At 73.5% G+C, this 23,671-nt stretch carries 22 protein-coding genes; 8 read left to right on the top strand and 14 right to left on the bottom strand.

The window, feature by feature from the left end:
• Positions 1-92 precede the first annotated feature (92 nt).
• From ACZ55U_RS25210 to ACZ55U_RS25200, 3 genes are all read right to left on the bottom strand, one after another.
• Entirely contained in the window at positions 93-1,124 is a 1,032-nt protein-coding gene (locus tag ACZ55U_RS25210) for a beta-ketoacyl-ACP synthase III (RefSeq protein WP_465529189.1), read from the bottom strand.
• Entirely contained in the window at positions 1,121-2,071 is a 951-nt protein-coding gene (locus ACZ55U_RS25205) for an ACP S-malonyltransferase (protein ID WP_465529187.1), read from the bottom strand. The genes ACZ55U_RS25210 and ACZ55U_RS25205 overlap by 4 nt, the downstream gene beginning before the upstream one ends.
• 90 nt (positions 2,072-2,161) lie before the next feature.
• The gene (locus ACZ55U_RS25200) at positions 2,162-3,358 is read right to left on the bottom strand and encodes a PucR family transcriptional regulator (RefSeq protein WP_380703292.1); all 1,197 of its coding nucleotides are present in this window, start codon (positions 3,356-3,358) and stop codon (positions 2,162-2,164) included.
• 225 nt (positions 3,359-3,583) lie between these two features.
• On the opposite strand from ACZ55U_RS25200, the gene ACZ55U_RS25195 reads away from it, so the two are divergent.
• Positions 3,584-4,360 carry a pirin family protein gene (locus ACZ55U_RS25195; protein ID WP_465529185.1) on the top strand — a complete coding sequence of 259 codons (777 nt, stop codon included), beginning with the start codon at positions 3,584-3,586 and terminating at the stop codon, positions 4,358-4,360.
• A gap of 4 nt (positions 4,361-4,364) precedes the next feature.
• Here ACZ55U_RS25195 and ACZ55U_RS25190 read toward each other — a convergent pair whose 3' ends face one another.
• Complete coding sequence (locus ACZ55U_RS25190) at positions 4,365-5,198, bottom strand: serine hydrolase domain-containing protein (RefSeq protein WP_465529183.1); 834 nt, start codon at positions 5,196-5,198, stop codon at positions 4,365-4,367.
• A gap of 120 nt (positions 5,199-5,318) precedes the next feature.
• Between ACZ55U_RS25190 and ACZ55U_RS25185 the strand changes: the two genes are divergently transcribed.
• Both ACZ55U_RS25185 and ACZ55U_RS25180 read left to right on the top strand, forming a co-directional pair.
• The gene (locus ACZ55U_RS25185; RefSeq protein WP_465529181.1) at positions 5,319-5,822 is read left to right on the top strand and encodes a MerR family transcriptional regulator; all 504 of its coding nucleotides are present in this window, start codon (positions 5,319-5,321) and stop codon (positions 5,820-5,822) included.
• Entirely contained in the window at positions 5,819-6,832 is a 1,014-nt protein-coding gene (locus ACZ55U_RS25180) for an aldo/keto reductase (RefSeq protein WP_465529178.1), read from the top strand. Before ACZ55U_RS25185 ends, ACZ55U_RS25180 begins: the two co-directional genes overlap by 4 nt.
• Positions 6,833-6,889: 57 nt before the next feature.
• Here the strand turns inward: ACZ55U_RS25180 and ACZ55U_RS25175 are convergent, their stop codons facing one another.
• Positions 6,890-7,468, bottom strand: coding sequence for a TIGR03086 family metal-binding protein (locus ACZ55U_RS25175; RefSeq protein WP_465529176.1), 579 nt, complete (start codon positions 7,466-7,468; stop codon positions 6,890-6,892).
• 100 nt (positions 7,469-7,568) lie between these two features.
• Between ACZ55U_RS25175 and ACZ55U_RS25170 the strand changes: the two genes are divergently transcribed.
• Positions 7,569-8,549, top strand: coding sequence for a helix-turn-helix transcriptional regulator (locus ACZ55U_RS25170; RefSeq protein WP_465529174.1), 981 nt, complete (start codon positions 7,569-7,571; stop codon positions 8,547-8,549).
• Between the two features lie 23 nt (positions 8,550-8,572).
• Here the strand turns inward: ACZ55U_RS25170 and ACZ55U_RS25165 are convergent, their stop codons facing one another.
• The 7 genes from ACZ55U_RS25165 to ACZ55U_RS25135 form a co-directional block, all read right to left on the bottom strand.
• Positions 8,573-9,787: an alpha/beta hydrolase gene (locus tag ACZ55U_RS25165; protein WP_465529172.1), complete on the bottom strand. Its 1,215-nt coding sequence runs from the start codon at positions 9,785-9,787 to the stop codon at positions 8,573-8,575.
• A gap of 185 nt (positions 9,788-9,972) precedes the next feature.
• On the bottom strand, positions 9,973-10,320 hold the full coding sequence (locus ACZ55U_RS25160) for an MmcQ/YjbR family DNA-binding protein (RefSeq protein ID WP_465529170.1): 348 nt from the start codon (positions 10,318-10,320) through the stop codon (positions 9,973-9,975).
• Positions 10,321-10,401: 81 nt separating this feature from the next.
• Entirely contained in the window at positions 10,402-11,736 is a 1,335-nt protein-coding gene (locus ACZ55U_RS25155; RefSeq protein ID WP_465529168.1) for an acyltransferase family protein, read from the bottom strand.
• Between the two features lie 28 nt (positions 11,737-11,764).
• Entirely contained in the window at positions 11,765-12,883 is a 1,119-nt protein-coding gene (locus ACZ55U_RS25150; RefSeq protein ID WP_465529166.1) for an alpha/beta hydrolase, read from the bottom strand.
• A 134-nt stretch (positions 12,884-13,017) separates the two neighbouring features.
• Entirely contained in the window at positions 13,018-13,692 is a 675-nt protein-coding gene (locus ACZ55U_RS25145; protein ID WP_465529164.1) for a response regulator, read from the bottom strand.
• The gene (locus ACZ55U_RS25140; protein WP_465529162.1) at positions 13,689-15,002 is read right to left on the bottom strand and encodes a sensor histidine kinase; all 1,314 of its coding nucleotides are present in this window, start codon (positions 15,000-15,002) and stop codon (positions 13,689-13,691) included. Before ACZ55U_RS25140 ends, ACZ55U_RS25145 begins: the two co-directional genes overlap by 4 nt.
• Positions 15,003-15,140: 138 nt before the next feature.
• The gene (locus tag ACZ55U_RS25135; RefSeq protein WP_465529160.1) at positions 15,141-15,827 is read right to left on the bottom strand and encodes a TetR/AcrR family transcriptional regulator; all 687 of its coding nucleotides are present in this window, start codon (positions 15,825-15,827) and stop codon (positions 15,141-15,143) included.
• Between the two features lie 218 nt (positions 15,828-16,045).
• On the opposite strand from ACZ55U_RS25135, the gene ACZ55U_RS25130 reads away from it, so the two are divergent.
• Positions 16,046-17,644 (top strand): MFS transporter, encoded by a 1,599-nt coding sequence (locus ACZ55U_RS25130; protein WP_465529158.1) that lies wholly within the window; start codon positions 16,046-16,048, stop codon positions 17,642-17,644.
• Between the two features lie 66 nt (positions 17,645-17,710).
• Here the strand turns inward: ACZ55U_RS25130 and ACZ55U_RS25125 are convergent, their stop codons facing one another.
• Positions 17,711-18,169 carry a nitroreductase/quinone reductase family protein gene (locus tag ACZ55U_RS25125; protein ID WP_465529156.1) on the bottom strand — a complete coding sequence of 153 codons (459 nt, stop codon included), beginning with the start codon at positions 18,167-18,169 and terminating at the stop codon, positions 17,711-17,713.
• A gap of 105 nt (positions 18,170-18,274) precedes the next feature.
• The gene (aceE, locus tag ACZ55U_RS25120; RefSeq protein ID WP_465529154.1) at positions 18,275-21,025 is read right to left on the bottom strand and encodes a pyruvate dehydrogenase (acetyl-transferring), homodimeric type; all 2,751 of its coding nucleotides are present in this window, start codon (positions 21,023-21,025) and stop codon (positions 18,275-18,277) included.
• A gap of 516 nt (positions 21,026-21,541) precedes the next feature.
• Here aceE and ACZ55U_RS25115 point away from each other — a divergent pair.
• From ACZ55U_RS25115 to ACZ55U_RS25105, 3 genes are all read left to right on the top strand, one after another.
• Positions 21,542-21,979: a DUF3052 domain-containing protein gene (locus ACZ55U_RS25115; RefSeq protein ID WP_465529152.1), complete on the top strand. Its 438-nt coding sequence runs from the start codon at positions 21,542-21,544 to the stop codon at positions 21,977-21,979.
• A gap of 333 nt (positions 21,980-22,312) precedes the next feature.
• Complete coding sequence (locus ACZ55U_RS25110) at positions 22,313-22,771, top strand: peroxiredoxin (RefSeq protein ID WP_465529150.1); 459 nt, start codon at positions 22,313-22,315, stop codon at positions 22,769-22,771.
• Between the two features lie 201 nt (positions 22,772-22,972).
• The gene (locus tag ACZ55U_RS25105; protein WP_465529149.1) at positions 22,973-23,548 is read left to right on the top strand and encodes a TerD family protein; all 576 of its coding nucleotides are present in this window, start codon (positions 22,973-22,975) and stop codon (positions 23,546-23,548) included.
• Positions 23,549-23,671 lie beyond the last annotated feature (123 nt).

Here is a 23,671-nt window from a genome sequence, read left to right as displayed (position 1 = left end):
CTGGCTGCTCCTCTTCGGTGTTGAACGCGTCCGGCCGGCGGCCGGACACAGGCTTGTGGATCGGGCGAATGCACCCAATGGGGCGAGTGCGCCTAGGGGAGAGTAACGACTGCCGCGGCGTACACGAGACCCGCCCCGAACCCGATGATCAGGGCGAGGTCCCCGCTGTGGGCCTCACCGCTCTCCAGCATGCGTTCCATCGCCAGCGGGATGGAGGCCGCGGAGGTGTTGCCGGTCTCGGCGATGTCGCGGGCGACGGGCACCGACTCCGGCAGCTTGAGCGCCTTGATCATGGCATCCGTGATCCGCATGTTGGCCTGGTGCGGGATGAACGCGCCGAGCTGGTCGGCGGTGATCCCGGCGGCGTCCAGCGCCTGCTGGGCCACCTTGGCCATCTCCCACACCGCCCAGCGGAAGACCGGCTGGCCGTCCATCCGCAGGGCCGGCCACGCGACCTCCTCGCCCGCGCCGTTGACCGCGTCGGGCTTGGCGAAGGCGGTGTCCCAGGCCTCGGTCTGGGTGATGAGGTCGGCCTGCGAGCCGTCCGAGCCCCAGACCAGCTTGCCGATGCCGGGGGTGTCGGACGGGCCGACGATCGCGGCGCCGGCGCCGTCGCCGAAGATGAAGGCGGTGGAGCGGTCCGACCGGTCGGTCAGGTCGCTGAGCCGCTCGACGCCGATGACCAGCACGTACTCGGCGTTGCCGCCGCGCACCATGCCGTCGGCCAGGCCCAGGCCGTAGCCGAAGCCGGCGCAGGCGGCCGAGATGTCGAAGGCCGGGGCGGTGCCGCAGCCGAGCCGCTCGGCGATCTCGGTGGCGATCGCGGGGGTCTGCTTGAAGTGCGAGACGGTCGAGACGATCACGCCGCCGATCTGCTCGGGGGTGATCCCGGCCTGGGCGATGGCCTTGCCGGCCGCGTGGATCGACATCTCGGCGACGGTCTCGTCCGGGCCCGCCCAGCGGCGCTCGGCGATCCCGCTGCGGGTGCGGATCCACTCGTCCGAGGAGTCGATCCACTCCAGCACCTCGGCGTTGGGGATCACCCGGACCGGGCGGTAGCCGCCGACACCGTGGATGCGCGAGTACTGCGCGCCGCTCACCGGACGGATCTGGGGCTTGGTCATGCCTGCTTCTCCTGCTCCTGACCGCCGTGCTCCGCGACGAGCTCGCGGGCCTTGTCCAGATCGGCGGGGGTCTTGAGGGCGAGCGTGGCCACACCCTTGAGGTTGCGCTTGAGCAGCCCGGTCAGCGTGCCCGCGGGGGACAGCTCGATCACGGCCGTCGCGCCCAGCTGCCCGAGGGTCTCCATGCAGAGGTCCCAGCGGACCGGGTTGGAGACCTGCGACACCAGGCGCGCGAGCACCTCGGCGCCGGAGGTCACGACCTCGCCGTCCTTGTTGGAGACGTACCGGACCTGCGGGTCGGCCGCGGTCAGCGTCGGGGCCAGCTTGGCCAGCCGCTCCACGCCCGGGGCCATGTGCTCGGTGTGGAAGGCACCGGCCACCTTGAGCGCGACCAGCTTGGCGCGGGCCGGCGGGTCCGCCTTCAGCGCCTCCAGCTGGGCCAGCGTGCCGGCGGCGACGATCTGGCCGCCGCCGTTGTTGTTGGCCGCGGTCAGGCCGTGCTCGGCCAGCTTCGCGGCGACCTCCTCCGGCTCGCCGCCGAGCACGGCGATCATGCCGGTCTCGGTGACGGCGGCGGCCTCGGCCATGGCCCGGCCGCGCTCGCGGACGAAGGTCAGCGCGTCGCGGGCGGTGAGGACCCCGGCGCCGGCGGCGGCGGTGATCTCGCCGACGCTGTGGCCGGCCACGGCGCCGACCAGCCCGCGGGCGGCGACCTCGTCCGGGAACAGCTCCCGGGCGGTCATCAGACCGGCGGCGACCAGCAGCGGCTGGGCGACGGCGGTGTCCTTGATCTCCTCGGCGGACGCCTCGGTACCGGCGTGCACCAGGTCGAGCCCGGCGACCTCCGACCAGCCGTGCAGGCGGTCGGCGACACCGTCGAGCTCCAGCCAGGGGCTGAGGAAACCGGGGGACTGGGCACCCTGTCCAGGGGCGACGATTACGAGCACGGTTCAACCCTCTCTCGCCAGGCACCCAGGGGCGGGTAGGCGACGGTAACGAAGAAAACCATCCGGGATTGTATGGTCCCTACACTCCGGCTAGCCCTGATCCCCGGTGGTGTCCAGCCGGCCGAGAGCGAGGGCGATCCGCAGCGTGAACGCCGAACGTACATCCGACGGGGCGTATCCCGTGACGTCAGTCACACGTCGTAGCCGGTAGCGCACCGTGTTGGGGTGGACGAAGAGCATCCGGGCCGCGCCCTCCAGCGAGGAGGCCTGCTCCAGGTAGACACTCAGCGTCTCCAGCAGTGCCGAGCCGGCCTCGTCCAGCGGTGTGTAGATCTCCTCCACCAGCTGGCGGCGCGCGGCCTGGTCGCCGGCCAGGGCCCGCTCGGGCAGCAGGTCGTCGGCCAGCACCGGGCGGGGGGCGTCCGGCCAGGCCGAACAGGCGCGCAGGCCGGCCGCGGCGGCGTGCGCCGAGCGGGTCGCGGAGAGCAGGTCGGGCACGGTCGGGCCGACCACCACCGGGCCCGGCGCGAACTGGCCGATCAGCGCCCGGGCGGCGTGCACCGGCTCCTTCTCGCCGCCGACCACCACCACCAGGCGCTTGCCCAGCACCCCGGTCAGCACGTTCAGCTTGGCGTACCGGGCGGCCCGGCGGATCGCCTCGACCACCAGCTCGCTGTCGCCGTCCGGCGCGCTGCCCATCACCACCCGGACCTGGCTGGGCTGGCCCCAGCCGAGCGCAGCGGCACGGGAGAGCACGCCCTCGTCGGCGTCGCCGGACAGCAGCGAGTTGACCACCAGCGCCTCCAGCCGGGCGTCCCAGGCACCGCGCGCCTCGGCGGCCTGGGCGTACACCTGGGCGGTCGCGAAGGCGATCTCCCGGGCGTAGACCAGCACCGACTCGCGCATGTCCGCCTCGTCGCCGGGGGCGGCCACCTCCTCGATGGCCTCCTCCATCACCTCGATCGTGGTGCGGATCAGCTCGACGGTCTGGCGCAGGGTGATCGCCCTGGTCAGCTCGCGGGGGGCGGTGCCGAAGACGTCGGTGGAGATCGCCTGGGCGGCGTCGGGGTGGCGGTACCACTCGGTGAAGGCGGCGATGCCGGCCTGGGCGACCAGGCCGATCCAGGAGCGGTGCTCCGGCGGCATCCGCCGGTACCAGCCGAGTTGGTCGTCCATCCGGGAGATCGCGGCGGTGGCCAGCTTGCCCGAGGACTTCTCCAGCCGCTTGAGCGTCGCCGCCCGGCGCTCGGCGCGCTCGGCGGCGTTTCTGCGCTCCTGCGCGGTCAGGCGGGGCGCCGCGCGACCGGGGCGGTCACGGCCCGACCGGGCGGCCGGGCCCTTCCCGGCGGCTTCGGGTGCGGGGCTGGGACTGGGTTCGCTCTTGGAGTTCGCGGAAGCGGCTGGCACAAGGACAAGACTGCCTCACGCGGATGGCTGCTCGTGCACACCCCCCGGGTGGAGCGGTACGGTGGCCCGCGTCACACTCCGGGCGCCACCCGTTACGGTGGGGTCGTGACCGAAGCCGTTGACCGCCCCCGCGCCGACCTGCGCCGCGCCGCCGAGCGCTACCGCTCCACCCCGGCCGAGGGCATCGAGACGAAGCACGCGTTCTCCTTCTCCGGCCACTACGACCCGAAGAACACCCACTTCGGCGCGCTGCTCGCGTGCAACGACGAACTCCTCGCCCCCGGCGCCGGGTTCGAGGAGCACAAGCACCGGGACACCGAGATCCTCACCTGGGTGCTGGAGGGCGCGCTGGCCCACCGGGACTCGCACGGCCACGGCGGGGTGGTCCGCCCCGGCATGGTCCAGCACCTCAGCGCCGGCTCCGGGGTCACCCACACCGAGCGCAACGTCGGGGGCGCCGACGGACCGGTGCGCTTCGTCCAGATGTGGCTCCAGCCGGACGAGTTCGACGCCGAACCCGCGTACGGCCTGCGCAAGGTGGAACCCGAGGACGACGGGTTGACGCTGCTCGCCTCCGGGCTGGCGCGCGACGCCGGGACGCCGGCCCTGCGGCTGCGCCGAGGCGACGCCGCGCTCTGGCTGGTCACCGCCGGGCCGTGGCAGCCGCTGCCGCGACTGCCCGGGGCGCCCTGGCGGTACGCCCACCTGACGGCCGGCTCGCTGGGCTACCGGACGGTACCGGGGCCCAAGGGCGGCGGCCGCTCGATGGTCCCCGGCGACAGCGTGCGGATCACCGGCGAGGCCTTCGTCGACCCGGCGGCGGGCGAGACCGGCGCGCAGCTCCTGCTCTGGGAGATGCACTCGCCGGTCTCCTACGGCTAGCGGCTCAGCGGCTCAGGTCCGCGAGCACCGCGTCGGAGAAGGCCGGCCAGGCCTCGACCGCCCACGGGCCGAAGTCCCGGTCGGTGAGCGCGACGCAGGCCGCGCCGGCCCGCGGGTCGACCCACAGGAAGGTGCCGGACTGGCCGAAGTGCCCGAACGTCTCGGGGGAGTTGGCGGTGCCGGTCCAGTGCGGGCTCTTGCCGTCGCGGATCTCGAAGCCGAGGCCCCAGTCGTTCGGGCGGCGGTGGCCGTAGCCGGGCAGCACGCCGTTGGTGCCGGGGAAGGCGACCTCGCGGGTGGCCCGCCGCAGGGTGGACGGGTCCAGCAGCTTGGGCGACTGGAGTTCGGCGGCGAACCGGGTGAGGTCGGCGACGGTGGACAGGGCGCCGGCGCCGGCCGGGGACTTGTGCGCGGTGTTGATCAGGGTGTCGCTCATCCCCAGCGGCTCGAACACGGCCTCGCCGACGTACCGGGAGAACTCGATCCCGGCGGCCTCGGACAGCGCCCGCGCCAGCGCGTCGAAGCCCGCGTTGGAGTAGAGCCGGCGGTTGCCGGGCTCGGCGAACACCCGGTCCTCGTCGAAGGCCAGGCCGGAGGTGTGGGCGAGCAGGTGGCGGACGGTCGCCCCGGGCGGCCCGGCCGGGTCGTCCAGCTCGAACACGCCCTCCTCCACGGCGACCAGCGCCGCGTACGAGGTCAGCAGCTTGGTCACCGAGGCGAGCGGGAACAGGTGCCGCTGCGGTCCGTGTGCGCCCAGCACCGCGCCGTCCGCCCCCCGGACCACCGCCACCGCGGCATGGGGCACCGGCCAGTTGTCGATCATCCGCAAGCTCTCCATGGGGTCCGACTGTAGCCGGGGCGGAAAAACGGTGGCGGGCCGACCGGGTGTCCGGCTTGCTTGGAGTGCACTCCAACTCGGTAGCGTCGTCCGTGTCGCACAGGACAGGGGAAACGAGCGATGGCCACACCCGCACGCATCCGGATCGACCTGCGCAGCTGCACCGAGGTGTTCAGCCGCCCGGTCGGTGATCCGGACCGGACACCGAGGCACACCATCAGCGAGGTCGCCGCCGCGAGCGGACTGACCGCCCACACGCTGCGCTGGTACGAGCGGATCGGGCTGCTGGACCCGGTCGACCGGGTGGCGGGCGGCCAGCGCCGCTACTGCGACGCCGACCTGCACCGGCTGGCCTTCCTGGGCCGGCTGCGGCTGACCGGGATGTCGGTGGCGGACATGCTCAGGTACGTGGACATGGCCCGCCAGGGCGAGCGGACGTACCTGGAGCGCCGGCGACTCCTGGAGGCCCAGCGCGAGGAGGTCCGGCAGCGGATCGCGGACCTCCAGGCCACCCTCGCCGTCCTCGACTACAAGATCGACCTCTATGCCGGGAAGGTCGCCGACGCGGCCGGCGCCCCGGTCCAATGCCAGTACCACCGCGCAGAGGAAGAGCAGAGCGCATGACTCAGACCGTCCTTCCCACCGTCGAACTCGGCACCGGCGGCCCGCTGGTGGGCGTCCAGGGCCTCGGCTGCATGGGCATGAGCGAGTTCTACGGCCCCACCGACACCGGCGAGGCCCTCGCCACCCTGGACGCCGCGCTGGAGGCCGGCGTCACCCTCTTCGACACCGCCGACATGTACGGCTCCGGCCGCAACGAGGAGCTCATCGGCCCCTTCGTCCGGGCCAACCGCGACGAGGTGGTCATCGCCACCAAGTTCGCCGTCGTGCGCTCGGCCGAGGACGCCTCCGTCCGCCGCATCAGCAACGACCCGGCGTACATCCGGACCGCCGTGGACGCCTCGCTGCGCCGCCTCGGCGTGGACGTGATCGACCTCTACTACATGCACCGCCGCGACCCCGCCGTGCCGCTGGCCGACTCGGTCGGCGCGATGGCCGAGCTGGTGGCGGCCGGCAAGGTGCGCCACCTGGGCCTGTCCGAGGTGACCGGGGCCGAGCTGCGCGAGGCGCACGCCGTCCACCCGATCGCCGCGGTCCAGTCCGAGTGGTCGGTGTTCGCCCGGGACGTCGAGCGCTCGGCGGTCCCGGCCGCGGCGGAGCTGGGCATCGCCTTCGTGCCGTACTCGCCGCTCGGGCGGGGCTTCCTGACCGGCGCCTTCCGCAACGCCGAGGAGCTCCCGGCGGACGACTTCCGCCGCGGCATGCCGCGCTTCACCGGCGACAACGCGGCGGTCAACGCCGAACTGCTCGCCCCGCTCCGGCAGATCGCCGCGGCCCGCGGCGTGACGCCGGCCCAGGTCGCGCTGGCCTGGGTGCACCAGCGGGCCGAGGTGCACGGGCTGACCGTGGTGCCGATCCCGGGCACCCGCAAGCGCAGCCGGCTCGCCGAGAACACCGCGGCGGCGACGCTGCGGCTGACCGCCGAGGAGCTGGCGCTGCTGGAGCCGGTGGCCGACCGGGTGGCCGGGAACCGCTACCCGGACATGAGCTCCACCTCGGCGGCCCGCGAGTAGCGCCAACGGCCGTGCGGGGCCGGGGAGCCGGCGAACCCTCCCCGGCCCGCGCCGGGTTCAGACGGTACGGCCCATCCAGGCGGCCAGCCGGGTGTGCACGTCGGCGCCCTCGGGGGCCGGCCGGACGGGGCCGAACGGGACGTCCGGCCCGCGCCGCTCGGCCGGCAGCACGAACTCGGCGACGGCCAGTGCGGCCCGCGCCAGGTCGTCGTCCAGGGCGAAGCCGCGGCCGAGGCTGGTGGCGATGTCCCAGGAGTGGGTCACCAGTTCCATCAGGTAGCCGCCCACCGCCGCCGCGCCCGGCACCTCGCCCCAGGGGGCGCTGGTCGGGCGGGTGAGCTTGGCGTCGTCCGCCCAGGCGGCGGTCACCCGGGCGCGGGCCCGGTCCAGCGCGGCCGGCCAGCCCTCGTCCGACGGGTCCTCGACGGCGGCCACGACGTCGAGGGCGAGACCGCCCTCGCCCATGTACGCGAACCGGTGGATGCCGCCGACCACGTGGTTCAGCAGTCGGCGCAGGGTGAACTCGTCGCAGGGGGTGGGCCGGTCGAGATCGGCCGGGGTGATCGCGGCGAACAGCTTCTCCAGCTGGCCGAGGGCGGTCAGGTACTGCGGGCGGGCGTCCCGGACGGCGTTCATAAGGGTCAACTCCCTGGTATCGGGCGGTTTTTCGGGCTCGGAACGCAATCTCCCAGTAAAAGCTGACAACGGCCGTCAGGATTACTGGGATTCTTGGGACATGAAGGCCGACCGCCTGCTCTCGATCCTCCTGCTGCTCCAGACCCGCGGCCGGGTGCCCGCCACCGAGCTCGCCGAGCGGCTGGAGGTGTCCGTCCGCACCATCTACCGCGACGTCGACTCGCTCTCCGCCGCCGGGGTGCCGGTGTTCACCGAACGCGGGCGGCACGGCGGCATCGGTCTGCTGCCCGGCTACCGCACCGACGTCACCGGCCTGACCGCGGACGAGGCCAGGGCGCTGTTCGTGCTCTCCGCGCAGGGCGCGCACAGCGACCTCGGACTGGACGGGGCGCTCGGCTCGGCGCTGCGCAAGGTGATGGCGGCGCTGCCGGCCCCGCACCGGCCGGCCGCCGAGCGGGTCAGCGAGCGGATCCTGGTCGACCCGGCCCGGTGGATGCAGACCCCCGCGGCCACCGGGCCGGACCTCGGGGAGCTCCAGTACGCGGTCTTCGCCGACCGGCGGCTCCGGCTGCGCTACCGGCACGGCGGCGCGCCCGTGCCGGTGGAGTACACCGTCGACCCGTACGGACTGGTGAGCAAGGCCTCGGTCTGGTACCTGGTCGCGGACCTGCACGGCGAGCCCCGGCTGTTCCGGGCCGACCGGGTGCTGGCCGCCGACACCACCGAGGAGGCGGTGCGGCGCCGCAGCGGGGTCGGGCTCGGCGACGTCTGGGCGGTGCTGCGCGAGCAGGTGGAGCGGCTGCCGAAGGACGTGCGGGCGCGGGTGCGGGTCCGGCGCGGGCGGCTGGACATGTTCCTGCGCGTCCACGGCGGCCGGGTGACCGCGCCGCCGCCGGAGTCGGGCGCCGGGCCCGCCGAGGAGTGGGTCGAGGTGTCGATGGCCTTCCCGGCCCTGGCGGCGGTCCGGACGCTGCTGGCCTTCGGGGCGGAGGCCGAGGTGCTGACCCCGCCGGCCGCCCGGCGCGAACTGGCCCGGGCGGCGGCGGAGGCCCTGCGGGTGTACCAGGACCAGCCGGACTGAGGGCGCGGCCCCGCCGCCGGGCCTCAGGAGTCCGCGTTGGCCCGGATCACGGCCTGGTAGCGGCCGAGCGAGATCGCCGCGAAGTTGCGCAGGCTGTCGGTGCCCTCGCTGAAGTAGCCGTTGTGGCCGGACGCGCGGGCCGAGGAGATCTGCTCGGAACCGAAGCCGCTCGCCGTCGGGTCGGCGCCGTGGCCGAGCCCACCGACCTCCAGGAACGGCACGTTGCCGATCCAGTCGCTGGGGTTGCGGGTGGCCCAGACGTGCACGCCGGCGCCCAGTTCGGTGGTGCTCTGCACGCCCATGCCCGGGCTGCCGAAGACCACCAGGTCGGTGATGCCGGAGGTGTCGGACGGCGAGGAGGCCGCGCGCGGGATGTCGGGGGCGGCGGTGCCGCAGACCACCGAGCCGTACGAGTGGCAGAACAGCGACGGCGGCGCGTCCGGCCGGGTGGTCTCCCGGAGCCCGGCGAGCAGCCGCTCCAGCCGGGGGGCGGCGACGTCGGCGAGCCGGGAGGTGGCGGCGTCCGGGCCGAGGCCGGAGGGGGTGACGTAGCCGGTCCAGGAGATCACGGCGGTCCGGGTGTTCGGGGCCTGGCGCTGCTGCTCGGCGTACAGGGCGCGGGCCATGCCGGCGGGCGAGCGCAGCGGTTCGACCGCCTGGTCGAAGTGGCCGAGGTCGGCGTCCGAGCCGGGGACGAGCACGGAGATCCGCTCGGCGTCGGCGAGGTCGCCCCACACCTCGGTGACCAGGCCGCGTCCGCGCGGGTCGAAGGCCAGGACCTGCCGGTCGGGGGCGAGCAGGTGCTCGACGTCGTTGGCGCGGGAGACGGCCAGCGCGCGGGTGTCGGAGTCCAGCGAGCGGTCGGCGGCGCGGGCCCGGGCCCGGTCGCGCTCGGCGGCCAGGGCGATCCTGTTGGCGCGGTAGCGCAGGTCCAGCGGGGCGCCGTCGTAGTTGCCGACGACCAGCGGGTACTCCTGGATCAGCCGGTCGAGCTCGGTGGGCGCGAGCGAGGCGAAGAAGCGGGCGGCGGCGGCCGGGGTGGTGGTGGCCGGGTCGGGCAGGGAGCGGCCGAAGGAGTGGTCCTGCACCCAGGCGGCGCTGCCGGCCGGAGGCGTGGAGATCGCCAGCTGTTCGGAGGAGACCGCGGCCGCGGCGGCGGAGGCTCCGGCGTCGGCGAGCACCGCGCAACCGGCGAACGCCCCGATCAGTACCCGCTTCCAGCGTCGACGGTTGCGCACCGCACCAACTCCCTTGGGGTCCGTCACCGTTTCGCGGGCGGCGCCCGGAGGGTGCGATAGCTCTGTTGACTTCCCTGCGCAAGCCTAGGGGGCCCGGAGGGGTGGCGGGAACGCCTAAACTGTGGGATGGCTCACATGAACCGGAGGTGTCCTGACGGCGTCCGGGAACGGCGGATCGGGGGGTTCTAGACGGAGCGCCGGGCGTCGAATTCGCGGACGAGCCGTTTGGGTGCCGTCCGGCGCCAGGCCTCGGTGACCAGGTCGAGCAGCTCGTCCCGGTCCACCAGGTCCAGCCGGACGCTCACCCAGCCGTGCCGTCCGACGTACGGCGCCGAGGAGAACACCTCGGGCTCGGCGGCCAGCAGTTCGGCCTGGTCCTCGGGGGACGCCTTGACGGTGACCCGGTCCCCGTCGGGCGCGCCCATCGCGAAGATCCGGCCGCGGACCCGCAGCGTCTCGATGTCCCAGGTGGGCTCCTGGGCGGCCTCCGGGAGGTCCATCGCCATCGTGCGGAACTGATCGAACGTCACCATGACGGCAGCGTATCGACAGCGTGCCCCGGGGCGCGGACCGACCGGCCCGCGCCCCCGGGGCGTGGCGAACACCGGCGTGCGTCACACCACGCCCAGCGCGTACGCCGCGAACAGGGCTGCCGCGGTCGCGGCCAGCGCCTTGCCGCCCCGCGAGAGGGCCGTCCACGGGCCGTCGAACCGGCGGGTGAACCAGCCCACCGCCACCAGCACCCCGCCGAACAGCGGCAGCAGTGCCAGCCGGGCGGCCACCCAGCCGAGCGAGTCCGGCGCGGTGGTCAGCCCCGGGACGGCGCCCAGGCCGGCCGCGCCGGGCACCGCGACGGCGAGCATCGCGCTCTGGTGCCAGCAGAAGATCGTCATCGCCGACAGGTTGACCACCACGACCGGCAGCCACAGCAGCGGACGGCGGGTCAGCAGCCGGCCCAGCCGCTCCCGCAGCAGCACCGCGGCGCCGCACTGGAACGCGGCCAGGGCGAGCACCAGCAGGGACGGCGGGTGCGAGTTGGTGCGCGCCTGTCCGGGCACGCCGACCATGCTGGCCGGGTAGTGGAAGACCAGCAGCAGTGCGGCGAACAGCGCGCCGCCGCCGAGCAGCAGCACCCGGGCCGCCGGACGGCCGAGCCGGCCCCGGGCCCAGAGCACGCCCAGCTGGTAGCCGAACAGCCAGCCCGGCAGGATGTTCAGCAGCGCGACCCAGGACGGCACCGACGCGGCCCACGGCCCGTACCGCAGCAGGTCGACGGCGGCGACGCAGAGCACCGGGATGCCCGCCGCCCAGCCGCCCAGCCGGCGCCCGGCGGCCACGCAGAGCGGGGTGAGCGCCGTCAGCCCCAGGTAGACCCCGATGTACCAGAGCGGCTGCACCACCAGCGTCGCGCCGGTGCGCAGGGTGTCCGCGGGGACGCCGAGCGCGGGCAGCAGCGGGACCAGGGCCGCCCAGACCGCCGCCACTCCGAGCACCGGGCGCAGCAGCCGGACGGTACGGGCCCGCAGCCAGCCGCCGGTCGTGACGCCCTTCGACCGGGCCCGCTCCAGCGAGCGGACCGAGGAGTGGCCGCCGACCAGGAAGAACACGCCGAGCATCTGGAGCACCCAGCTGAGCGGGGCGAAGAAGCCGAGGTGGGAGAGGGGGCTGGCGTTGTGCAGGGCGCCGTCGGGGGAGCGGGTGAAGCCGCCGAGCATCCAGTGGCCGACCGGGACGGCGAGCAGGGCGAGGGCGCGCAGCCCGTCGAGGGCGCGGTCGCGGTCGGCCGGGGTCTTCGCGTCGACCCGGGCGGCGGCGCGGCGCAGCGCGCCCGGCGGCGGGGTGGCCGGGGTGCCGGTGTTCGGCGGCGGGGCGGCTGGGGTGCCGGTGTTCGGCAGTGGGGTGGTCGGGGTGCCGGTGTTCGGCGGCGGGGTGGTCGGGGTGCCGGCCATGGTGGTGCTCCTTCCGGTGCGGGGCGGGTCAGGCGCGGCCGAGCGCGACGGCTGCGTAGGCGGCGAGGGAGGCGGTGCCGGGGGCGAAGTAGCCGTCGTGGCCGTGGGAGCCGGTGGCGGGCAGCGGCCGGGCGCCGAAGCCGGGAGCGGTCGGGTCGGCGCCGTGGCCGAGGCCGAACAGCCGGACGTTCGGCACGTCGCCGATCCAGTCCGAGCCGTTGCGGGCGGTGGCCCAGAGCGGCACGCCCGGGTCGAGGTCGGCGGCGGAGCCGATGCCCATGCCGGGCGAGCCGAGCACCACCAGGCCGGAGGCCTGCGCGGGGGTGGGGCGGGCCAGGCCGCAGACCACCGAGCCGTAGCTGTGGCAGAACACCGTGGGCGGCGGCTGGGGGGTGCTGACGGCGAGTCCGTCGAGCAGCCGGGTGAGGCGGGGGGCGCCGGCCCGGGCCAGGTCCTCGGTGGCGGCGTCCGGGCCGAGGCCGAGCGGGGTGGTGTAGCCGGCCCAGGCGATCACGGCGGTCTGCCGGTCGGTGGCGTCCAGCAGGGCGCGGGCCATCCCGGCGGGGGTGCCGTACGGGCGGGAGGCGCGGTCGAAGCGGAGCAGGTCGATGTCCGAGCCGGGGACGATCACGGCGGTGCGGCGGGCGGTGGCGAGGTCTCCGTACACCTCGGCGACCTGGCCGCGCCCGCGCGGGTCGAAGGCGAGGACGTGCCGGCCGCCGTCCAGCAGGGCGCGGTAGCGCTCGGCGCGGGTGCGGGCGGCCTCGTGGTCCTGCGGCGTGAGGGCGGGGTCGGCGGCCCGGGCGAGTTCGCGGCCGCGCTCTGCCGTGAGGGCCAGGGCGTTGGCCCGGTACCGGAGGGGGACGGGGGCGCCGTCCAGGTTGCCGACCACCAGCGGGTGCCGGACGGCCAGGGCGTCCTGCTGGGCCGGGCTCAACCCGGCGAAGAACGCGGCGACTTCGGCCGGTGCGGCGGTGGCCGGGTCGGGCGGCCGCAGGCCGAACGAGGTGTCGGCCGTCCAGTCGGCGCTGCCGGGCGGTGGGCCGGTGACGGCGGTCTGGGTGCCGGCGGCCCAGCCGCCCGCGCCCAGGACGGCCGCCAGTGCCACGGCGGCGGCGACCGCCCGCCCGAACCGGTACCTGCGCATCTTCCTGCTCCCCCTGGTCGGTTCGGCAGCCGCCTCGGTGCGGCTGCCGATGGAGGGGAAGGTAGGAACGCGACGGCCCCGCGGACGTCACACCGCGGGGCCAACTCCCGGGTGCTACCGGGGTATCAGCGGGTTCACCGGCCGGGGGTCACCAGCCCGGACTCGTAGGCCAGCACCACCGCCTGGGCGCGGTCGCGCAGGCCGAGCTTGGCGAGGATGCGGCCGATGTGCGTCTTGACGGTCTGTTCGGCGAGCACCAGCTCCGCGGCTATCTCCTGGTTGGACAGGCCGCGGGCGATCAGCCCCAGCACCTCGGTCTCGCGCGGGGTCAGGCCGTTCAGCCGCACCGAGGGGTCGCGCCGCTTGGCCGGGCGGGTGCGGGCGAAGTCCTCGATCAGCCGGCGGGTCACCGAGGGGGCGAGCAGCGCCTCGCCGGCCGCGACCACCCGGACCGCGGCGATCAGGTCGGCGGGCGGGGCGTCCTTGAGCAGGAAGCCGCTGGCCCCGGCGCGCAGCGCCTCGTACACGTAGTCGTCCACGTCGAAGGTGGTCAGCATCAGCACCTTGGGCCGGTGGGCGCCGGGCACCGACGGGTCGAGCAGCCGCCGGGCCGCCTCCAGGCCGTCCATGACGGGCATCCGGACGTCCATCAGCACCACGTCCGGGTGGGTGCGGCCGTTGACCTCCAGGGCCTGGGCGCCGTCCGCCGCGTCCCCCACCACGTCGATGTCGCTCTGGACGCCCAGCAGGGCCGCGAAGCCCGCGCGCACCATGGCCTGGTCGTCGACGATGATCACGCGGATGGTCATGCGGTGCGCTCCCGGGGGGTGTCGCGGTGGTCGAGGGGCAGGGCGGCGGCCACCTTGAAGCCGCCGTCCGGCAGCGGGCCGGTGTCCAGCCTGCCATCGACCAGCCGGACGCGTTCGCGCATTCCGACCAGTCCCTGTCCGGTGCCCTCGGCGGAGGCCTCCAGCGACTCGGTGCGCTCCGGCGGCGGCGCGTTGACCACCGCCACCAGCAGCACCGGGCCGTCGGTGGCCAGCGACACCCAGGTCCGCGCGCCGGGGGCGTGCCGCACCACGTTGGCCAGCGCCTCCTGCACGATCCGGTACGCGGACAGGCCGACGGCCTGCGGCACCAGGTCCGCGACGCCCGGTTCCACCGTCAGTTCGGCCGGGACGCCGGCCCGGCCCACCGTCTCGACCAGCTGGGCGAGTTGGCCGACCCCGGGCTGGGGGGCCTTCTCCCCGCCGGACTCCTCGCTGCGCAGCACGCCGAGCAGCCGGCGCATCTCGGCCAGTGACTCGCGGGCGGTGCCGGCTATCGCGGTGAACTCCTCGGCGGCCTCGGCCGGCACCTCGGGTATCCGGTAGGGCGCGCTGGCGGCCTGCACCGCGATCACCGACATGTGGTGCGCCACCACGTCGTGCAACTCCCTTGCGATCCGGGCGCGTTCCTCCAGCAGGGTGCGCCGCTCGCGTTCGATGCCGCTGATCTGTTCCTGCTCGGTGAGCAGCCGGCGCGCCTCGGCGCGGTCCCGGACCGCCCAGCCGAGCAGCAGGACGGCGCCGCTGAGCGCGATCAGCAGCACGGTGGTGCCGTCGCCGCCGCGGGGCAGGCCCAGCGTGGTGGTGAGCGCGGTGAGCAGGACGGTGGCCAGCCAGACGGAGAGCAGGGTGGCCCGGCTCTCCCGCAGCGACAGGGCGACCAGGACGGCGAGGTACGCCAGGATCATCGGGGCCGTCCACGGCCAGGTGCCGCCGTGGTGCTCGTACCGGGCGGTGATGGCCGCGGTGGCGACCAGGGTGGTCGCGCTGATCCACCAGGCGGGCAGCGGCCGGGTGATGGCGAGCGGCAGCGGCGCGGTCTGGGCGACGGTGAGCGCGGCGGCCACCGGGAGCTCCAGGTCGTAGGAGCCGGTCAGGACGCTGATCCCGGAGGAGGTCAGCGCGATCAGCAGGATCAGGGCGACGGCGTACGGCAGTCGGCGCAGCCAGCGCCGGGGCGACTCCCCGAGCAGCGGGGCGTGCCCGCCGTTCGGGATGCTGAGGTGCCGCCAGAAGGTGAGCAGCAGGCGGCCGGTGTGCCGGCGGAGGCCGGCGCGGGTGAGGTTCTTCATCGCGGGCCAGCCTAGGAGGGCGGGGCCCGCCGGGCGTCGCACTGGGGCTCTACCTCCGCTGTCATACCCGGGTACCGGGTGATACCGGGGTATGACACCGGAGTGCTACGGGGGTGGCTTCCGCGGGGGTCGGGTGGCTCAGGCGGGATCGCGCCAGTGCCCGGCCAGGGCCGGGCCGAGCTGGTCGAAGTAGCGCTCGATCAGGACGACCATGCCCTCGGGGCCGGCCGGCAGGTGCTCGGCGCTCCAGGACAGGTGGGCCGCGCGCAGCAGGCTGGCGAAGACGGCGGCGAGCACGGCCGGGCGCAGGTCCTCGGCCGGGTCCAGGCCCTCGCGTTCGGCGAGCACCTCGACCACCAGCCGCTCCTGCTCGGTGACCCGGCGCAGGTGGGCGGCGAGCAGCGGGGGCGTCTCCTCGATGATCCGCATGAGTTCGAGGGCGCTGTGGATCGAACCGGGGCCGGAGGCCGCCTCGTTGCCGAGGTCGCGCCAGGCCTTGACGATCGAGGCGCGCAGGGCCTGGAGCGGGGTCTCCTCGGCCGGGCGGCGGCGCAGGCACTCGATGAAGTAGTCCTCCGCCTCGGCCATCACGGCGAGCGCGACCTCGTCCTTGTTGGCGAAGTAGCGGAAGAAGGTGCGCTGGGAGACGTCGACGGAGGAGGCGATCTCGTCGACGGTGGTGCGGGCGAAGCCCTGGCTGAGGAAGAGCATGTGGGCGGCCTGGACGAGGGCGTCCCGGGTCTGCTGCTTCTTGCGCTCGCGCAGGCCGGGCGTGCGGCCGGGGCCGTCCGGGCCGTCGGTGGTGCGGGGGGTGTGAGCGGCCATGGCGGGGCCCTCCGGAGCGCTGGGTGGGGCAGGTGGGAGAACCAGATCTTAGCGCTCTGACAAATGTCAGCAATGGCCAGAAGTCACTGTTTGCCTAATGTCAGCAGCTGACATAATCTCACGAGGTGGCGCCCGTCGGGCCGGGGCACCTGTGGGGACGGGTGGGCCGGGGCGCCACGACCACGTCCTGCTATCAGCCATGCCCCCGGAGGGCCCAGATGAGTCAGTCCGTCGTGAAGAACTCCGAGGCGGACGCACCGCCGAATCCACCGTCGGGGGGCGGCCTCAAGGGGCACCCCTGGCTGACGCTGCTGACCGTCGCGGTCGGCGTCATGATGGTCGCGCTGGACGGCACGATCGTCGCCATCGCCAACCCGGTGATCCAGGAGAAGCTGCACGCGGCCCCCTCCGAGATCCAGTGGGTCACCAGCGGCTACCTGCTGGCGCTGGCGGTCTTCCTGATCACCGCGGGCAAGATCGGTGACCGCTTCGGCCACAAGTCGACCTTCCTGGTCGGCGCGGTGGGCTTCGCCGCCACCTCGGCCGCGATCGGCTTCGCCGGCAACATCCAGACCGTGATCGCCTTCCGGGTGTTCCAGGGCCTGTTCGGCGCGCTGCTCCAGCCGGCCGCGCTCGGCCTGCTGCGCGGGGCCTTCCCGGTCGAGCGGCTCAACATGGCGATCGGCATCTGGGGCGGGGTGATCGGCGCCTCCACCGCGGCCGGCCCGATCGTCGGCGGCCTGCTGGTCGAGCACGTCAACTGGGAGTCGGTGTTCTTCATCAACATCCCGGTCGGCCTGATCGCGCTGGTGCTGGGCCTGTGGATACTCAGGGACGTCCGGACCGAGAACGCCGCCAAGTCCTTCGACCTGCCCGGCATCGTGCTGCTGTCGGTGGGGATGTTCGCGCTGGTCTTCGGCATCATCAAGGCCCCCGAGTGGGGCTGGGGCGACACCCGGACGCTGCTGTGCCTGGGCGGCGCCGTCGTCCTGATGGTGCTGTTCGCGCTCTGGCAGGGCAAGGCCCGCGAGCCGCTGATCCCGCTCAGCCTGTTCCGCTCGGTGCCGCTGTCGGCGGGCGTGCTGCTGATGGTGCTGATGGCCTTCGCGTTCTTCGGCGCGATCTTCTTCGTGACCTTCTACCTCCAGAACGTGCACGGGATGAAGCCGGTCGAGGCCGGTGTCCACCTGCTGCCGATGACCGGCATGATGATCATCGGATCGCCGGTGGCCGGCATCGCGATCGGCAAGCTGGGCCCGCGCATCCCGATCGTGACCGGCATGCTGATCACCACCGCCGCGATGTTCGGCATGTCCACCCTGGACGTCGGCTCCGGCAACGGCGTGATGTCCCTCTGGTTCGTCCTGATGGGCCTCGGGATCAGCCCGGTCATCGTCGGCGCCACTGAGGTGATCGTCGGCAACGCCCCGATGGAGCTGTCCGGCGTGGCCGGCGGCCTCCAGCAGTCCGCGATGCAGGTCGGCGGCAGCCTCGGCACCGCGGTGCTGGGCGCGCTGATGGCCGCCAAGGTCGGCGACGTGCTGCCCGGCAACTGGGCCAAGGCCGGCCTGCCGCCGGTCGAGGGCGAGGCGGCCGACGGCCTCAAGCAGGCCGCCCAGCTCGGCATCGCCCCGCCGGCCCCGGCCGGCACCCCGCAGCAGGTGGTGGACGGGATGGCCACCGCCGTCCACGACTCCTTCGTCAGCGGCATGTCGCTGGCCTTCGCGGTCGCCTCCGTGGTGGCCTTCGCCGCCGCCGTGCTCGGGCTGTTCGCCCGCCGCGGCGCCAACGACGCGGGCCCGGCCGTGCACATCTGACGCCCGGCACGCCACGGCCCCGGACCCCTCCGAAGGGGTCCGGGGCCGTCGTGGTGCCGCGGGCGGTCAGACCCGGGTGAGGGCCACCAGCGGCACGGTGCGGGCCTTGGTGCGGAAGCCGGCGAACTGGGGCTGGGCGGCGATCTGCCGGGCCCAGAGCGCGTCGTGCTCGGCCGGGTCGATCGGGGTCGCCAGGGCCGGGTAGCGCTCGGTGCCGACCTCGACGGTCACCTCCGGGTGGGCCAGCAGGTTGCGGTACCAGGCCGGATCCCGCTCGCTGCCGCCGTTGGAGGCGAAGACCACCAGCCGCTCGCCGTCGGGGAGGTGGACCAGGGGAGTGGTGCGCGGTTCGCCGCTGCGCGCGCCGACCACGGTGAGCAGCAGCAGCGGCATGCCCGCGAGCTCGCCGCCGACGACGCCCCCGTCCCGCCGGAACGCGGCGATCACCTGGCGGTTGAACTCGCCCCCGCCGTCGGCCGGTTCGGGGTGCCGCCCGGCAGAGCCGGACCTCGTCTCGTTCGTCATGCCGCCGAGCGTAGGCCCTCTCACCGGTGTGAAGGTCAAACCACGCGTACGCCGAAGGGCCGGACCCCGTACGGGAGTCCGGCCCCTCGGCGACCAACGGGCTGATCAGGCGTCGCCGCCGGCGGCACCCGGGTCGGCCGCGGCCACGTCCAGCAGCTGGTAGCGGTCGATCGCGTCCTTCAGCGCCGAACGGTCGATCTTGCCCTGCTTGGCGAGCTCGGTGAGCACCGCCAGGACGACCGACTGCGCGTCGATGTGGAAGAAGCGACGGGCCGCGCCACGGGTGTCGGCGAAGCCGAAGCCGTCGGCGCCCAGCGACTGGTACTGACCCGGCACCCAGCGGGCGATCTGGTCCGGCACGGCGCGCATCCAGTCGGACACCGCGACGACCGGGCCCTCGGCACCCTGGAGCTTCTGGGTGACGTACGGCACGCGCTGCTGCTCCTCGGGGTGCAGCAGGTTGAACTCCTCGACCTCCACCGCGTCGCGGCGCAGCTCGTTCCAGGAGGTCGCGGACCAGACGTCGGCCTTGACGTTCCACTCCTCGGCGAGGATGCGCTGGGCCTCCAGGGCCCACGGCACCGCCACGCCGGAGGCGAGGATCTGGGCCGGGATCTGGCCGGCGGTGGCCGGCGCGTACCTGTGCAGACCCTTGAGGATGCCCTCGACGTCCACGTTCTCGGGCTCGGCCGGCATCCTGATCGGCTCGTTGTAGACGGTGAGGTAGTAGAACACGTCCTCGCCGTGCGGGTGTTCGGCGCTGGAGCCGTACATCCGGCGCAGACCGTCCTGGACGATGTGCGCGATCTCGAAGCCGTACGCCGGGTCGTACGCGACGACGCCCGGGTTGGTGGAGGCCAGCAGGTGCGAGTGGCCGTCGGCGTGCTGGAGGCCCTCGCCGGTCAGCGTGGTGCGACCGGCGGTGGCGCCGAGCACGAAGCCGCGGGCCAGCTGGTCGGCCATCTGCCAGAACTGGTCGCCGGTGCGCTGGAACCCGAACATCGAGTAGAAGACGTACACCGGGATCAGCGGCTCGCCGTGGGTCGCGTAGGACGAGCCCGCGGCGATCAGCGAGGCGGTGCAGCCGGCCTCGGAGATGCCGTCGTGCAGCATCTGGCCCTTCGGCGACTCCTTGTAGGCCAGGAGCAGGTCCCGGTCGACCGACTCGTAGGTCTGGCCGAGCGGGTTGTAGATCTTGGCCGACGGGAACAGCGAGTCCATGCCGAAGGTGCGGTACTCGTCCGGCGCGATCGGCACGAAGCGGTTGCCGATGCCCTTGTCCCGCATGAGGTCCTTGAGCAGCCGGACGAACGCCATGGTGGTGGCGATGGTCTGGTTGCCGGACCCCTTCTTGACCGCCTTGTACGCGTCGTCGCCGGGCAGCTCCAGCTTCCGCGGGCGGACCTTGCGGGTCGGCACGTAGCCGCCGAGCTCCTCCCGGCGGTCGTGCATGTACTGGATCTCCTCCGAGTCGCGGCCCGGGTGGTAGTACGGCGGCAGGCCGTCCTCGAGCTGCTTGTCGGTGATCGGCAGGTGCAGCCGGTCGCGGAAGCGCTTCAGGTCCTCGACCGTCAGCTTCTTCATCTGGTGGGTGGCGTTGCGGCCCTCGAAGTTGGGGCCCAGCGTCCAGCCCTTGACCGTCTGGGCGAGGATGACCGTCGGCTGGCCCTTGTGCTCGCGGGCGGCCTTGAACGCGGCGTAGATCTTCTTGTGGTCGTGGCCGCCGCGACCCAGGTGCTGGATCTGCTGGTCGGTCATGTTCTCGACCATGGCCCGCAGGCGCAGGTCACCGCCGAAGAAGTGCTCGCGGATGTAGTCGCCGGTCTCGGTGGCGTAGGTCTGGAACTGGCCGTCCGGCGTGGTGTTCATCTTGTTCACCAGGACGCCGTCGCGGTCCTGCGCGAGCAGCGGGTCCCAGCTGCGGTCCCAGATGAGCTTGATCACGTTCCAGCCGGCGCCCCGGAACTGGGACTCCAGCTCCTGGATGATCTTGCCGTTGCCGCGGACCGGGCCGTCCAGGCGCTGGAGGTTGCAGTTGACCACGAAGGTCAGGTTGTCCAGGCCCTCGCGGGCGGCCAGGGACAGCTGGCCGAGCGACTCCGGCTCGTCCATCTCGCCGTCGCCGAGGAAGGCGTAGACGTGCGAGTCCGAGGTGTCCTTGATGCCGCGGTGCTCCAGGTACCGGTTCATCCGGGCCTGGTAGATCGCGCCGAGCGGGCCGAGGCCCATCGAGACGGTCGGGAACTCCCAGAAGTCCGGCATCAGCCGCGGGTGCGGGTAGCTGGACAGGCCGTACGGGGCCTTCGACTTCTCCTGGCGGAACGCGTCGAGCTGCTGCTCGGACAGTCGGTCCAGCAGGAAGGCGCGGGCATAGATGCCGGGGGAGGCGTGGCCCTGGAAGAAGACCTGGTCGCCCGACTCGCCCTCGGCGTCCTTGCCGCGGAAGAAGTAGTTGAAGCCGACGTCGTACAGCGACGCGGAGGAGGCGAAGGTGGCGATGTGGCCACCGACGCCGATGCCCGGGCGCTGCGCCCGGGAGACCATGACGGCCGCGTTCCAGCGGGTCGCGTTGAGGATCTTCCGCTCGATCTCCTCGTTGCCGGGGAAGAACGGTTCGTCCTTGGTCGCGATGGTGTTGACGTAGTCCGTGCTGCGCATCTCGGGCACGGCGACACGCTTCTCGCGGGCGCGCTCGATCAGCCGCAGCATCAGGTAACGGGCACGCTCACGCCCCCGCTCGTCGATGGCCGCATCGAGCGACTCCAGCCATTCCGCGGTCTCCTCGGGATCGAAGTCCGGGACCTGACTCGGAAGGCCGCCAATGATGATCGGGTTGCGATCGGATCCGGAAGCCACGCTGTTCCTTCACTGTCGGTCGAAACTGAGGTGTGTCGCGCCGCCTCCATCGTGCTACCGCGCTCGGAGATCCGTCATCTCTACCGATCGGTAACCGTTCCGCCCGAAGGGCGGCCCGGTCTGGTGGTGCGCGGCGCGGGCGTCCGTCGTCCGCTCCGCACACCCCCGGGTGTTACGAAAAGAGGTGGTCCGACCTGGTTCCCGTCCGCCCGATGGCGGGCGGCCGGGGTGAGGGCCAACAGGAGACTCTACGCCCGCGCACGCGCGGACCCGAATGCCGTTCGCATCTCGGGCACGCGTACGCCCTGTGGGCCGGGACCACCCGAAGCATCCTCGGCCCACACAGAGAAGGGCAAATCGGTGTGATTCGCGACACCTCGAACGGCGTGTCCCGCTGCGACACGTCAACCTTTGGAGGGGATCGGGGGTCGGGTACTTGCGCGAACCGCCGCGCCCGTGTGGACTACGGCCACAGCCTCGGCATGGACGCCGAGCCGAATACTGGAGGTTATTCCCGTGAGCGCGACCGCGGACCCCGCGGACAAGTCCAACCCGGCGACCCGTCTCGGCTTCGAAGAAGGCCAGATCGTCCAGGAGCTGGGGTACGACGAAGACACCGACCAGGACCTCCGCGAGGGCATCGAGGAGATCACCGGTGAGGAGCTCGTCGACGAGGACTACGACGACGTCGCCGACGCCGTCCTGCTGTGGCACCGCGACGACGACGGGGACCTCACCGACGCCCTCGTCGACGCCCTGGAGTACCTCGCTGAGGGCGGCCTGATCTGGCTGATGACGCCCAAGACCGGGCGGGACGGCCACATCGAGGCCTCCGACATCAACGACGCGGCCAAGACCGCCGGCCTCTCCCAGACCAGCTCGATCAACATCGTCAAGGACTGGGCGGCCACCCGGCTCGCGACCAAGTCCACGGCGAAGGGCGGCAAGCGCTGAGCGGCTCCTGAAGCCCCGCACCGGGCCCCGCCGGAGGAACCCCCTCCGGCGGGGCCCGCGCCGTGTCCGGGCGGGCCGCCGGGCCGCTCCACCGGACCGCCGCCCGGCGGCCGGCCCGCTCACCCGCCTGCCGGAACGCGCGCCGGGCCGCTCGCCGGACCGTTCGTCGGATCGTTCGCGGACGGCGAACGCGGTGGGGCCGCGAGGGGCCCGCCTCATCCGTTCGGCGGAACGCCCGTAAACGGATGCGAGGATGGCCCCGCCGCGCCCGCCGCGCGGTTCGATCGCGCCCCCGGCGCGTGGGAGCCCAGCCGCGTCAGAAAGGTCCCGTCCATGGCCATCGAGGTCGCCACCCCGGCTCCGGACTTCGAGCTCAACGACCAGCACGGCCAGTGCGTCCGGCTCTCCGACTTCCGCGGCCGCAGGAACGTCGTCCTGGTCTTCTACCCGTTCGCCTTCACCGGCGTCTGCACCGGCGAGCTGGGCGCGATCCAGAAGGAGCTGGCGGGCTTCCAGAACGACGCCGTGCAGGTGCTCGGGATCTCCTGCGACTCCCAGTTCTCCCAGCGGGTCTTCGCCGACCGGGAGGGCCTGGAGTTCCCGCTGCTGGCCGACTTCTGGCCGCACGGCGAGGTCGCCCGGGCCTACGGGGTCCTCGACGAGGAGCGGGGCTGCCCGCTGCGCGGCACCTTCGTGATCGACACCGCCGGCCTGGTCCGCTGGAGCGTCGTCAACGGCCTCCCGGACGCCCGGGACGAGCAGGAGTACCTGAAGGTCCTCGCGGCGCTCTGAGGCACCGCCCGTGCCCCCGCGGCACCCGCCGGCCGAGTGCCGCGGGGCCGTGTCCGGCCCGATCGGAGGTACGGCCGGGAACCCCGTACTACGCTCGGGCCGTTGGCGGGGTGGGGAGCGGGAGCCGATGCGCCTCCCGCCGCCCCTGACCCGCACCACCGGGGGCACCGCTGGACGTGCCTCCCGATTCTTGGAGGACCAGTGGGAGTAAGCCTCAGCAAGGGCGGCAACGTCTCGCTCACGAAGGAGGCCCCCGGCCTCACGGCCGTCGTCGTCGGCCTGGGCTGGGACGTCCGGACCACCACCGGTGCGGACTTCGACCTGGACGCCAGCGCGCTGCTGTGCAACGCCCAGGGCAAGGTCGCCTCGGACGGCAACTTCGTGTTCTTCAACAACCTGAAGAGCCCGGACGGCTCGGTCGAGCACACCGGTGACAACCTGACCGGCGAGGGCGAGGGCGACGACGAGTCGATCAAGGTCAACCTGGCCGCGGTCCCGGCGGACGTGGAGAAGATCGTCTTCCCGGTGTCGATCTACGACGCCGAGAGCCGCAGCCAGAACTTCGGTCAGGTGCGCAACGCGTTCATCCGCGTGGTGAACCAGGCCGACAACTCGGAGCTGGCGCGCTACGACCTCTCCGAGGACGCCTCCACCGAGACCGCGATGGTCTTCGGCGAGCTGTACCGCAACAACGGGGAGTGGAAGTTCCGCGCCATCGGCCAGGGCTACGCCTCCGGCCTGCGCGGCATCGCCCAGGACTTCGGCGTGAACGTCTGAGCCCGGCCGGCGCCCTGCGGCGCGGGCCCCGCGCCGTTCCCCGGGGCGGGGGGGAGCACTAACGCTTCGCGGGAGCTTCCCCCTCTTTTCTTCCCTCCTCCCGGTTGTCTTGCGCCCCCCTCT

The sequence above is a fragment of the Kitasatospora sp. NPDC034533 genome, from assembly GCF_055575155.1.
This window is presented reverse-complemented; position numbering and strand designations above follow the sequence as displayed.

What these genes read in the sequence shown, in the direction of transcription:
- ACZ55U_RS25210 (WP_465529189.1), bottom strand. Translation starts at nt 1,124, where the DNA reads ATGACCAAGCCCCAGATCCGTCCGGTGAGCGGCGCGCAGTACTCGCGC.
- ACZ55U_RS25190 (WP_465529183.1), bottom strand. Translation starts at nt 5,198, where the DNA reads ATGGAGAGCTTGCGGATGATCGACAACTGGCCGGTGCCCCATGCCGCG.
- ACZ55U_RS25185 (WP_465529181.1), top strand. Translation starts at nt 5,319, where the DNA reads ATGGCCACACCCGCACGCATCCGGATCGACCTGCGCAGCTGCACCGAG.
- ACZ55U_RS25180 (WP_465529178.1), top strand. Translation starts at nt 5,819, where the DNA reads ATGACTCAGACCGTCCTTCCCACCGTCGAACTCGGCACCGGCGGCCCG.
- ACZ55U_RS25175 (WP_465529176.1), bottom strand. Translation starts at nt 7,468, where the DNA reads ATGAACGCCGTCCGGGACGCCCGCCCGCAGTACCTGACCGCCCTCGGC.
- ACZ55U_RS25170 (WP_465529174.1), top strand. Translation starts at nt 7,569, where the DNA reads ATGAAGGCCGACCGCCTGCTCTCGATCCTCCTGCTGCTCCAGACCCGC.
- ACZ55U_RS25160 (WP_465529170.1), bottom strand. Translation starts at nt 10,320, where the DNA reads ATGGTGACGTTCGATCAGTTCCGCACGATGGCGATGGACCTCCCGGAG.
- ACZ55U_RS25155 (WP_465529168.1), bottom strand. Translation starts at nt 11,736, where the DNA reads ATGGCCGGCACCCCGACCACCCCGCCGCCGAACACCGGCACCCCGACC.
- ACZ55U_RS25150 (WP_465529166.1), bottom strand. Translation starts at nt 12,883, where the DNA reads ATGCGCAGGTACCGGTTCGGGCGGGCGGTCGCCGCCGCCGTGGCACTG.
- ACZ55U_RS25145 (WP_465529164.1), bottom strand. Translation starts at nt 13,692, where the DNA reads ATGACCATCCGCGTGATCATCGTCGACGACCAGGCCATGGTGCGCGCG.
- ACZ55U_RS25140 (WP_465529162.1), bottom strand. Translation starts at nt 15,002, where the DNA reads ATGAAGAACCTCACCCGCGCCGGCCTCCGCCGGCACACCGGCCGCCTG.
- ACZ55U_RS25135 (WP_465529160.1), bottom strand. Translation starts at nt 15,827, where the DNA reads ATGGCCGCTCACACCCCCCGCACCACCGACGGCCCGGACGGCCCCGGC.
- ACZ55U_RS25130 (WP_465529158.1), top strand. Translation starts at nt 16,046, where the DNA reads ATGAGTCAGTCCGTCGTGAAGAACTCCGAGGCGGACGCACCGCCGAAT.
- ACZ55U_RS25125 (WP_465529156.1), bottom strand. Translation starts at nt 18,169, where the DNA reads ATGACGAACGAGACGAGGTCCGGCTCTGCCGGGCGGCACCCCGAACCG.
- ACZ55U_RS25110 (WP_465529150.1), top strand. Translation starts at nt 22,313, where the DNA reads ATGGCCATCGAGGTCGCCACCCCGGCTCCGGACTTCGAGCTCAACGAC.